The organism is Actinoplanes sp. NPDC089786 (assembly GCF_040684855.1).
GTDB lineage: Bacteria > Actinomycetota > Actinomycetes > Mycobacteriales > Micromonosporaceae > Actinoplanes.
Genome location: NZ_JBFBGU010000059.1, coordinates 1 through 9,961, shown reverse-complemented (window position 1 = coordinate 9,961; position 9,961 = coordinate 1). Strand labels below are relative to the sequence as shown.

The following is a 9,961-nucleotide window of genomic DNA, read 5'->3' as shown; positions in this document are numbered from 1 at the left end:
ACCGTGCGAGTACGCCGCCGGCGCGTCCTCAACGGGCTGATCAACGAGTATTCCCAGGCTGCGTAACCGAAGCCGGATTTTCGAACGGTACAGGGAGATTGCGGTGCTCGCAGACGGCAACACTTCAGGGCCAGGCGAAAGGACAGACGGCTGGCTTGTCGACACCCGGACGTCATACGACACAGTCGCCGGCAGTTACGCCGACTTCGTCCGCAATTCCTTGGCGAGGGAACCATATCTGCGTGCTGCACTGGCGCTGTTCGCAGACCTGGTCCACGCCGCTGGCGGCGGGCCGGTGGCCGATCTCGGCTGCGGCCCTGGACACGTCACCGCCCACCTCCACGACCTCGGTGTCGAGGCATTCGGCGTGGACCTGTCGCCCGCGATGGTCGACATCGCTCGGCAGGACCACCCCGGCTTACGGTTCGAGGTGGGCTCGATGACGGATCTTCAGCTTGCCGACGGATCGGTCGCCGCTCTGCTGGCTTTCTGGTCGCTGATCCACATCCCGGACGATGTAATCCCCACAGTCCTCGAACATTTCCGGCGTGTGCTGCGACCGGGCGGGCCAGTGTTGATCGGCTTCCATGTCGGCGACCAGTCCCGGCTGAAGACTGAGGGCTATGGCGGCCATCCGATGAAGGTCTACGTCCATCGCCGTCGGCCCGAGCAAATGTCCGCCTGGTTGCGCGACGCCGGTTTCACGGTCAATGCGCAGATGGTCTTCGGTCCAGATGAGAGCTCTCCGGGAGCAGTCCTCATCGCACACCTAACACCCGGTAACTGATCTGAGGCACCGCCGGACGCCGACGTGGGGCCAAATCAAGCCGTCACACCACCGCACGCCTCAACCCCGGCGGGGCCACAGCAGACCGTCCGGGTGGGGCCGCCGGAGACCGTCAGAATCAGTTGAATTCACCGCCGACTCACCCTCGCATGTTTCGACCTATCGGATCCCGCTGCGGGGCTGACTCGACATCGATCCGGCGCACTGACATCGGCTACTGCGTGTTGGCTGATCATGCACCAGATGCCATGTAGGCGGCGACGTTGTAGTTGTTGTAGTTAGGGTGCTGGTCGAGGTTCTTGCGGGCCCCGGTCGTAGCGCATGGTTGTGCGGGAGTCGGCGTGGCGGGCCGCGATCTGCACGTCGCGGAGGCTGACGCCGGCGTCGAGCATGGTCGTAACGAATATGTGCCTGAGCATGTGCGGGCGCATCCTCGCGATCCGGATTCCTGCCCCTTCGGCCAAGGCCTTCAGACGGCAGGTCGCGGCGTGCCGGTCCACCCTGTCGCCGTAGACGTCGCGGAGGATCGGCCCGTGGTCACGGCCATCGACGGCTTGGTTGATTGCCCGGGCCACCGCCGGTGGTAGTGGGATGAGGACGGTCTTATCGCCCTTGCCGCGAATCTTCAGAACGCGATGGCCGTGTCCCCCCGCCTAGGTTGTCGCAGAGTGCGGTTCTTGAGCGGGCAGAGTGGCTGCCGTCGCTCCGGCGATGAGTACCACTGCGCTGAAGACGTTCATTGCCGTAGTAAGTGAGAGTGCAGCTACTGCTGATGCGGCGGCGAGGGCGCCGGTGACTGCGGCGATGGCGTCGCTGGTGTGGAAGGTGGCTGCGACTCGGCCGAGCATGGCGTTGGGCGTCGCGGTTTGGAGGCGGTGTCCGACGGTGATCAGCGCTACGACTCCGGGGACGCCGGCGGCAGTCACGGCAGCCACAGCGACCGGCAACGTGGTGGCATTGACCATCACCAGGAAGCAGAGTCCCACCGAGGTGTAGGTGACAGTCAGGATGGTGCGAGTGGTGTACCGCAGGATCAAGGGTCGGCTGATCGCGGATCCGGCGAGGTAGCCGACGCCGAGGCCGGTGATCAGGTAGCCCAGAGCGACCCCGCTGACGTTCAGCCGGTGTGCGGTGAAGGGGACCAGTAATGCGGTCAGCGCGGCGTTGCCGGTCCAGTAGATCCAGCTGCTGGCAAGCAGCCCGCGCAGCAAGGGCTGGCACGAGACCTGGCGTAGACCGTCGCGCAGGTCGTGGGCGACGGGTGCGGCTCGCTCTGCGGGGGAGGCGGTGGCCTCGATCGTGATCCGGTTGAGGACCGCGGCGGCGACAACGTAGGAGAGGGCGTCGGTGATCACCACGGCTTCGAACCAGCCTTGGGCGACCAGGAAGGTTCCGAGCAGCGGCCCGATCATCCGCAGGGAGCTGTCGCTGAAGGCGGACAGCGAGTTGGCCGAGGCGAGGTCTCGCTCGTTGTCCATCAGGGTCGGGGTGACTGCCCGCAGGGCGGGTCGCAGGAAGCACACGGCGGTGCTCTCGACGAACAGCCCGACGAAGATGAGCTCGACGTGAGCCGGGGTATTGGCTGCCAGCATGAGGGTGACCCCGGCCGCGCTGGTGAGGTTCGCCCACACGAGGACCTTCTTGCGGTTCCAACGGTCGATGACGGCGCCCGCCCAGGGGCCGATCAACACTGCAGGCGCGGCTTGCACAGCGAGGGCCATGCCCGAGGAGATCGCCGAGCCCGTCAGCATGAAGACCTGCAACGGCACCGCCATGACCAGCAGCCATGACCCGAACGAGTCGATCGTCGTGGCTGTCCACATCCGGCGGAAGTCGCGTTGGCGCAGGACGGCAGTCATCACATCCGGAGACTATTTCCTGGAGATAGTCCATGGCAAGATATATTCTATGGAGATAAACGAACTCGGGAGTCTGCTCCGCGATCAGCGAGTGAGCTCCGGACGCACGATTGCCTCCGTCGCGGCAGAGGCCGGTCTGTCGGTGCCGTACATAGCGAATCTTGAGAACGGCCGGGGCAACCCGACGCTGTCCGCCGTCAACCGTCTCACGGCCGTGCTCGGTGTGCGTCTTACCGTGCAGCGCCACCAGGAAGTGGAGTCAGCGGTACTGACCCTGCCCGACACGCTGGTGCACTTCTCGAAATCGCCACAGTTCCTGGCTGAGACGACGCGGTTGGCCCAAGCCGCAAAGGCACCCGCGACAGATACTCGACGGCGGCTGCTGCGCGCCATGGCCGCCATGGGCAAGCTGGCCGACAAGCCACTGCGGGAGCTCGATTGGCAGAGGATCCTCGACACCGTCGTCCTGATTACCCGACACTGATTGCCTTTCCGGAGCCGTAAAGCTCAGTCCAGGCACAGCCGCGATCGATCGCCACGGCGCACTGTTCTCGGCATGAGCGCGCACGGGACCGACGCAGCCAACGGTCACTCCGCGTGACAGCCGCGTCAGGGCTGGCACGCGCGCTCGGCGGCGGAAGAGGACGTCGCATGACTGTTGTTGACGGCCTGCCTACAGGATGGTCGCACGATAGGTTGGCCGTCATGACTCCTCGCACGCCGTGCCCCACGTGCGGCCAAGATTGGATTCGCCCGTACCGATTCAGGGACGACGGCTCGCGCTTCTTCGTCTGTACGGAGTGCGACTCTTTGTGGTGGTCCGAGCAATCGGTCGGGGTCGAACGCCCGGACTTCGTTGATGAGGTCGTGGCCGGACGTCTGGGTATCGTTGGCAACCCGTGGGGAGACCGCGTCTGGAGAGACGTGATGGAGCCTGTACCGGAAAGCGACTGAGCTGCGGACGAGGCCAGCACCCCCGTACCTCCCCTCGTTCGAGGTCCGGGCCGGACTGCCGCCGGCACTAATCGTGACCCGCCGTCGAGAATCCTCAGCGCACCGGATTGCGGCATGAGCGTGCGTTTCCCACCGAGCAGCGGTCGAGCAGAGCATTGGATCCGTACTGGGTCAGCTACGACGCCGTCTGGCAGGAGGCCTGCGAGACCGTCGCCGGTGAGCTCGGGCGCCGATCCTGACCACGACCGGGGCGGCTGGCACCGTGCGCTCTGGGGCGTCGGTACTACGGCCTTGCTGGTCGCTCAAACCTGGACAACTTCGTGTCCCAGGGCGATGTGGAGCTGTGCCTGATCCAGATGGTGCAGTACGCGCACGAAGACGAGTTCCCGGATCCCGAGAACATCATCGACCGGCGCTGAACGCCGCATCAGCCCGTCGTCCAGAGCCGGAGTTTCTCCGGGTTGCGGACTACCCAGATGCACCTGATCCGGTCGTCGGCGACGGCGAACGCGAACACAGTCAGGGTGCGGCCGTTCTGTTGGGCGACCAGGCCGGGCCGGCCGTTGACAGTGCGTTCCAGGAACGTCATGTCCCTTGGGGCCCGGCGAGCGATCTCGACCCAGGCGCGGGCGATCTGCGCAGCGCCTTCGATCGGATGCAGGAAGGTCGTGGCTAGGCCGCCGCCGTCGGCGATCGCCGTGGCGTCGGAGTCGAGCAGACCGATGAGAACATCGACGTCCTTGGCCTCCCAGGCCGCCTTAAAGGCCCGGACAACGGCGGCCTGCCGGACCGCCGGGGTCGCGGGAGCCTGAGCGGCGCGGATGCGGCGGCGGGCCGAGGACGCCAGCTGGCGGCACGCCGCCGGGGTACGGCCGACGATCTCGGCGATTTCGGCGAACGGGTAGCGGAAGACGTCGTGGAGGATGAACGCGACGCGTTCGGCCGGGGTCATCAACTCGAGCATGACGAGAAACGCCATGTTGACCGACTCGTCGAGCGTGACCGGTCGGATGGGTCGGCCGGGGTACCGCCGGTCCACTCCGTGCGGTCGGGCAGCGGCTCCGGGAGCCACTCGCCCACGTAGCGCTCCCGGCGGGCCCGGGCCGAGCCCAGCAGGTTGAAGCAGATGCGGCTGGTGACCGTAGTCAGCCAGGCACTGGGAAACTCGATGGCCTCCTGCTGGTCGCGGGGCAGGGCATACCAGCGGGCATACGTCTCCTGCACGGCGTCTTCGGCCTCGGCCAGCGAGCCCAGCAGCCGGTAGGCCAGATTGATCAACTGACGTCGCTCGCTGATGATCGCTCGGGTGGTCATGACCCAGCGGCTCCCACGAACCCATCATCCAATGAGCAGGGGACACCGATGACGGACTTTCAGGCGATCGCGGACCGCGTCGAGATCGAGGCGTTGCGCGGCGAGTTCACCGACGCGGCGATGATGCGCGACCGCGCCCGCCTCGCGGCGCTGTTCACCGACGACGGCACGCTGCGGATGCCGAACATCCCCGCCGAACTCGTCGGCCGGGAGGAGATCCGCGCCGGGGGCGAGCGGCTGCAGGCCCAGTGGGAGTTCTTTGTGCAGAACACCCACCCCGGCACGATCCAGCTCGACGGCGACACCGCGGCCGGCCGCGCCTACATCCAGGAGCTCCTCGCCCGTGCTTCAGCAACCTCATCTGCCGCGAGTTGCTCACTGCCGCGCTGAAGTGGCGGTTACGCATGGTGAGGCGTTGTGTGGATGCCGGGCCACGGCACCGTCAGCTGGCTGATGGAATGGTGTCGTGCAGCCGGACATTGAGTGGTTTGACGATCAGGTCGTCGACGGTGTTGTCGAGCGGCCCTTTCATACGACCCGTTCGGGCCGCTGTGTTCCCGGCGTGTTGTGGCTGCCGCCGTCAATATCGGTCCCGGTACCGCTGGTGCTGGTGGGCCATGGTGGCAGCGGGCACAAGCGCGGCGGCCGGGTGGTCGAGCATGCCCGCTGGTTCGTCGGCCATGCCGGATGCGCCGAGGTCGCGATCGACGGTCCCTACCACGGCGAGCGGGTGCCGGTCGCGATGCCGGCCGCGCAGTATCAGGCCAGGATCGCCGAGGTCGGGATCGAGGTGGCCCTGGACCGGATGGTTGAAGACTGGAGGGCAGCCGTCGATACTGTCACGGCTTGTGGTCAGACCGACCTCGGCAGGCTCGCCTATCTCGGCATGTCCATGGCAGCGCGGTTCGGCCTCGCCCTGGCAGCCGACATGAGCGACCGGATGCGCGCCGTGGTCATCGGGAAGTTCGGTCTGCAGCAGTGCGCCGCCATGAATCCCGCCATGGCGGCGCCGGACCGGGTCACCGCAGACGCCGGACGCATCACCGCGCCGCTGCTGTTCCACGTCCAGCACGACGACGAGATCTTCCCCCGCGACGGCCAACGGGACCTGTTCGACCTGATCGGATCCCCGATCAAGCGCCTGGTCACCGAGCCCGGCCAGCACGCCCACACCACACCCGCAACGATCGCCGGGTGGCGAACCTTCATCGCCGAGCGCCTGGCCGACGGCACTCCAGAAATCCAGGCTCACCATCACGGATGATCACGTTCCCGGACATGCCGAGATGAGGGCATCCGATTGAGCCGGCTGGTAAGCCATCAAGACGCAATGAGCGACCATGGACAGATGCCTGACGGATGGGGTCGGCGCCCGATCGCCGGATGGTGACCTCAGCGTCTCCGATACTGCCTTGATAACGCCGTGCGATGCGGATACACAGAGCCGCATGTCCACTCTGCTTGTCATCGCCGGGCCACCCGGAGCCGGGAAGTCGACCGTCAGCTCCATCGCTTCTTCCCGTCTCTCGCCTAGCGTCCTGATCCGCGGAGACGCCTTCTTCCGCTTCCTGGACCAGGGTGCGCAGAAGCCGTGGCGGCCAGAGGCGAAGGATCAGAACCAAACGGTCATCCGCGCCTCGGGTGCGGCAGCTGGGAAGTTCGCGCAGGGGGGATACGAGTCCGTCTTCGACGGAGTCATGGGGCCATGGTTCCTGCCGACCTTCTTCGAAGCTACAGGACTGGACGAGTTGCATTACGCCGTTCTGCTGCCCTCGGTAGAACGCTGCGTGCAGAACGTCACAACCCGGGAGGGCCACCGTGACGACGAGCCCGGTACACGGTACATGCACGAACAGTTCGAGCAAGCCCGCATCGACGCCCGGCACCTGATCATCGAGCCAAGGGGGACTCCGGAGGAAGTGGCGACAAGCATCTTGTCTCGCTACCGTCAGGGCGCCTTCGCCTACGGTTCTCGAGACGTCACATAGTCCTGGCGGCCCATCGTGCTGGCGCTGTGCCTAATGCTCGGTCATGCCGCCGACGGCGCGTGCCGGCCAACGACGAGCGTGACGCTCAGTGGTTGGTACGCGCGGCGGTCTGACGTGCTGAACTGCCGATGAGCGTGCATTCGCGGGGCGGGCTCTGTGGGACGAAGCCTCATGTTGGTCGTGGAGTAGGTGGCTGGTGCCGAGACCGGGGGTCCGGGACCAGGTGATCAGGGCCAGCCGACGTGTGGGGCGGGTGCCTCGGTAGCGAGTACCTGTCCTGTTCTTGGGCCGCCGAAGGGATTCTCCGGGTTCCACACCGCGGCCATGATGAACAGCGTTTGTCCGTCCGGGCCGCCGAGCATGCAGGCGAACGGGTCGCGGTCCAGTTCGACGCGGTCGAGGATCTTGCCGCCTTCGGCCACCCGTACGCAGTCCCGTTGCCCTTGGGAGGTCCAGACCGCGCCCTCTGCGTCGATGCAGATTCCGTCCGGGCCAAGGCCGTCGGCGAACACCCGCCGGTTCGACAGCTGCCCGTCCTCGGCGATGTCGAACGCGGTGAGAGTGCCGGTGAAGGATTCCGAGATGATCAGGGTGCGGTTGTCCGGGGTGACCACCATCCCGTTGGGGAAGGCGATGTCGTTGGCCACCTGCCGCGCTTTGCCGTCCGGTGTGATCAATGCGATGTAGCCGGGCACGAAGTCCGGGCGCTGGTGCAGCGGAGTCTGGTCACCCGCGGCCATGTCTTTCATCGCCCGGTCGAGGAACGCCAGGAAGTCGAAGTCGGCGCCGTTGACGTAGACGTTGCCGCGACCGTCGACGGTGATCTCGTTGAACCCGCTCGGCAGCCCGTCGAGGTGTCCATACGGGGTGAGGGATCCGTCCGCATCCTGCACCAGCAGCCGCACCCCGCAGTTGGCCGTGCCCGGAACGATCAGCAGCCTGCCGTCGGGCAGCCAGTCGATGGAGTGCGGGGACACCGTGGCGTCGTCCATCACCACCTCGCTGTTGCCCTCGACGTCGACCGCGACGATCTGGTTGGCGCCCCAGTTGCAGAACCACAACCTGTCGTCGTGCCAGCGCGGGCACTCCCCGATACCGAGCCCGTCGAGCAGTACACGGGTGACCCTTCGCGGTGCCGACACGATCCCTCCCAAAGTAAACTGACCAGTACTCGCAAAACTAGACGGTATAGTACTGACCGTGGCAGGTGCAGCGCCGGGTCGAGGCCAGTGAGCCCACCGGAGACCCGCTCGGCCCGCAAGCGCCGCGCAATCCTGTCAGCGGCGACGGTCGTATTCCTGCGCGAGGGCTACGCCAGCACAACCATGGACCAGGTCGCGGCACTCGCCGAGGTATCAAAGCTGACGATCTACCGGCACTTCGCCGACAAATCAACCCTGTTCACCGAGGTCGTAACGAGCACCGTCGACCACGCCAGCAATGTGGTCCAGCAAGAAGTCCTCGCGCTCGGCCGCACCGATGACCTGGAAGCCGATCTGCGCGCCCTGGCCCGCTGCCAGCTGGGCCTGGTGATGCAGCCGCACCTGCTACGGCTGCGCCGGCTCGTCATCGCCGAACTGGCGCGGTTCCCCGCGCTCGGAAGAATCTTCTACGACCGCGGCCCCGGACGCACGATCGTCACCCTCGCGTCGATCTTCGACAAACTCACCGCCGACGGCATGCTCAGCGCCGAAGACCCACCTGGCAGCGACCCAATTCAACTGGCTCGTGATGGCCGAACCACTGAACCGGGCCATGCTCCTCGGCGTCGAGGAAACCCCGGCCACAGTGGACCTCGACCGCCACGCCGACCATGCCGTACGGACCTTCCTCGCCGCCTACCGGCCTTGACAAGCAACGGACCTCTGTTCACCGCACGTCGCCGGAGCACCCCACCCGAACCCCCAACCCAGGACCAAGGAGAGTCAGAGTCGAACGATGCGGCCCTGTCCAAATCGCGACGATCTTGGCGTCCTCATCTGCCGCCGAGAGCGCGCCGTGGTCGGCGACGTGCTGTCACGCTCCGTGGCTGACGAGCATGCCTGGCCGACGTCCTGAACCGCCGATGATCGGATGCCTCATCACTGGTCCCGACCGGTCGCATCACGGAGTTGGTGGAGGCCACGGCAGCGTGCAACACTCCTCGCCGGCCGCTACAGGTTGCGCTCTCGAGCCCGCCGCCAACGGGAGTTTTATAGCCTGGGCCTCGTGGCTGTGATGCGAGCGTTCGAAACTGACGACTACCATCCGGACTACGGGATCTTGATCCTCGCGGACACGAACCAGGCGTGGGACCCGAACGAGGACCCGCAAATGCCGCATCACCGCGATCGCGGAGACATGCCGACCGGGGCGTTCGCCGGATCGGGCGCCGGCTGGGTCGCTGCTCAGGCCCCTGACCTGTCCGACCACACAGTGCGTATTGAGCTGCACGACGTGCCGCCCGCGGCGGAGCGCGCACACTTCGATGAGATCCTGGAAACACCGTTCCGATCAAGCTCGGGCGAATTGGCCCTGACGGACCTGACCGGCGGCTACGGTGAGGCCGACCTTCACCTCGGCGACACGGAGTGGTTCCGTGTACGAGTCGCACGCCGGCCGGCTGACGGCGACGGGTACTACTGGCTGATCCAATTCTGGCCGGATCCAACCAGAGAACTGCCCGCCTGGTTCGCCCGAAGCTCCCAGATGGGAGATCGGACCTCGGGTGTGGCCAGCGACATCGAAGCGCTACTGAGATGGACTCCTCAGCTGCCGCTGGAGACCAGCGTCGACGATCTGGCCCAGCGACTTCTCGTCAGCGGCACAGCCGTACGCAAAGCGCTGGCAGTCGCTGAAAAAGACGGCTTACTGCATATCGACGGTGACGATCCGCTACGGCTATCACTGGAGCGCAAAACCGACTCCTAGTAGGGCGGACTAACGAGAACAGGCCCAACGCATCCATGATTCGAACGCACTCAACTGCCGTTGCGACACGAGGTCGCACTTTGCGAGTGGACTCGCAGTTAGGAGGGTCGACATGGTGTCGGCTGTGTAGTTCCGGGCGCGTGCTCGAT

12 protein-coding genes and 1 pseudogene are annotated in these 9,961 nt (G+C 66.0%); 7 read left to right on the top strand and 6 right to left on the bottom strand.

What is annotated here, in order from left to right:
• Positions 1-103 precede the first annotated feature (103 nt).
• On the top strand, positions 104-787 hold the full coding sequence (locus AB0O15_RS47705) for a class I SAM-dependent methyltransferase (protein ID WP_364334798.1): 684 nt from the start codon (positions 104-106) through the stop codon (positions 785-787).
• A gap of 278 nt (positions 788-1,065) precedes the next feature.
• Here AB0O15_RS47705 and AB0O15_RS47700 read toward each other — a convergent pair whose 3' ends face one another.
• Both AB0O15_RS47700 and AB0O15_RS47695 read right to left on the bottom strand, forming a co-directional pair.
• Positions 1,066-1,416, bottom strand: coding sequence for a tyrosine-type recombinase/integrase (locus tag AB0O15_RS47700; RefSeq protein ID WP_364334801.1), 351 nt, complete (start codon positions 1,414-1,416; stop codon positions 1,066-1,068).
• A 24-nt stretch (positions 1,417-1,440) separates the two neighbouring features.
• Positions 1,441-2,646, bottom strand: a complete 1,206-nt coding sequence (locus AB0O15_RS47695) for an MFS transporter (RefSeq protein WP_364334795.1) — start codon at positions 2,644-2,646, stop codon at positions 1,441-1,443.
• A 49-nt stretch (positions 2,647-2,695) separates the two neighbouring features.
• Between AB0O15_RS47695 and AB0O15_RS47690 the strand changes: the two genes are divergently transcribed.
• Positions 2,696-3,130: a helix-turn-helix transcriptional regulator gene (locus AB0O15_RS47690; RefSeq protein ID WP_364334792.1), complete on the top strand. Its 435-nt coding sequence runs from the start codon at positions 2,696-2,698 to the stop codon at positions 3,128-3,130.
• 897 nt (positions 3,131-4,027) lie between these two features.
• Here the strand turns inward: AB0O15_RS47690 and AB0O15_RS47685 are convergent.
• On the bottom strand, positions 4,028-4,579 hold the full coding sequence (locus AB0O15_RS47685) for a sigma factor-like helix-turn-helix DNA-binding protein (protein WP_364334789.1): 552 nt from the start codon (positions 4,577-4,579) through the stop codon (positions 4,028-4,030).
• Positions 4,552-4,914 (bottom strand): sigma factor, encoded by a 363-nt coding sequence (locus AB0O15_RS47680; protein WP_364334787.1) that lies wholly within the window; start codon positions 4,912-4,914, stop codon positions 4,552-4,554. The genes AB0O15_RS47685 and AB0O15_RS47680 overlap by 28 nt, the downstream gene beginning before the upstream one ends.
• Before the next feature lie 48 nt (positions 4,915-4,962).
• Between AB0O15_RS47680 and AB0O15_RS47675 the strand changes: the two genes are divergently transcribed.
• From AB0O15_RS47675 to AB0O15_RS47665, 3 genes are all read left to right on the top strand, one after another.
• Positions 4,963-5,304, top strand: coding sequence for a nuclear transport factor 2 family protein (locus tag AB0O15_RS47675; RefSeq protein WP_364334784.1), 342 nt, complete (start codon positions 4,963-4,965; stop codon positions 5,302-5,304).
• A gap of 76 nt (positions 5,305-5,380) precedes the next feature.
• Positions 5,381-6,178: a dienelactone hydrolase family protein gene (locus AB0O15_RS47670; RefSeq protein ID WP_364334781.1), complete on the top strand. Its 798-nt coding sequence runs from the start codon at positions 5,381-5,383 to the stop codon at positions 6,176-6,178.
• 184 nt (positions 6,179-6,362) lie between these two features.
• Positions 6,363-6,902 carry a hypothetical protein gene (locus AB0O15_RS47665; protein WP_364334778.1) on the top strand — a complete coding sequence of 180 codons (540 nt, stop codon included), beginning with the start codon at positions 6,363-6,365 and terminating at the stop codon, positions 6,900-6,902.
• A gap of 227 nt (positions 6,903-7,129) precedes the next feature.
• Here AB0O15_RS47665 and AB0O15_RS47660 read toward each other — a convergent pair whose 3' ends face one another.
• Together AB0O15_RS47660 and AB0O15_RS47655 are read right to left on the bottom strand one after the other, a co-directional pair.
• The gene (locus AB0O15_RS47660; RefSeq protein WP_364334775.1) at positions 7,130-8,044 is read right to left on the bottom strand and encodes an SMP-30/gluconolactonase/LRE family protein; all 915 of its coding nucleotides are present in this window, start codon (positions 8,042-8,044) and stop codon (positions 7,130-7,132) included.
• A 249-nt stretch (positions 8,045-8,293) separates the two neighbouring features.
• The gene (locus AB0O15_RS47655; protein WP_364334804.1) at positions 8,294-8,446 is read right to left on the bottom strand and encodes a hypothetical protein; all 153 of its coding nucleotides are present in this window, start codon (positions 8,444-8,446) and stop codon (positions 8,294-8,296) included.
• Here AB0O15_RS47655 and AB0O15_RS47650 point away from each other — a divergent pair.
• Together AB0O15_RS47650 and AB0O15_RS47645 are read left to right on the top strand one after the other, a co-directional pair.
• Positions 8,435-8,753: pseudogene (locus AB0O15_RS47650) on the top strand (TetR/AcrR family transcriptional regulator C-terminal domain-containing protein). The gene AB0O15_RS47655 and the pseudogene AB0O15_RS47650 overlap by 12 nt on opposite strands.
• A 357-nt stretch (positions 8,754-9,110) precedes the next feature.
• Positions 9,111-9,812, top strand: coding sequence for a hypothetical protein (locus AB0O15_RS47645; protein ID WP_364334772.1), 702 nt, complete (start codon positions 9,111-9,113; stop codon positions 9,810-9,812).
• Positions 9,813-9,961 lie beyond the last annotated feature (149 nt).

Bases quoted from the DNA above. Each gene is read 5' to 3' on its own strand.
- AB0O15_RS47675 (WP_364334784.1), top strand. From the start codon at position 4,963: ATGACGGACTTTCAGGCGATCGCGGACCGCGTCGAGATCGAGGCGTTG.
- AB0O15_RS47680 (WP_364334787.1), bottom strand. From the start codon at position 4,914: ATGACCACCCGAGCGATCATCAGCGAGCGACGTCAGTTGATCAATCTG.
- AB0O15_RS47690 (WP_364334792.1), top strand. From the start codon at position 2,696: ATGGAGATAAACGAACTCGGGAGTCTGCTCCGCGATCAGCGAGTGAGC.
- AB0O15_RS47695 (WP_364334795.1), bottom strand. From the start codon at position 2,646: ATGACTGCCGTCCTGCGCCAACGCGACTTCCGCCGGATGTGGACAGCC.
- AB0O15_RS47665 (WP_364334778.1), top strand. From the start codon at position 6,363: ATGTCCACTCTGCTTGTCATCGCCGGGCCACCCGGAGCCGGGAAGTCG.
- AB0O15_RS47685 (WP_364334789.1), bottom strand. From the start codon at position 4,579: ATGGCGTTTCTCGTCATGCTCGAGTTGATGACCCCGGCCGAACGCGTC.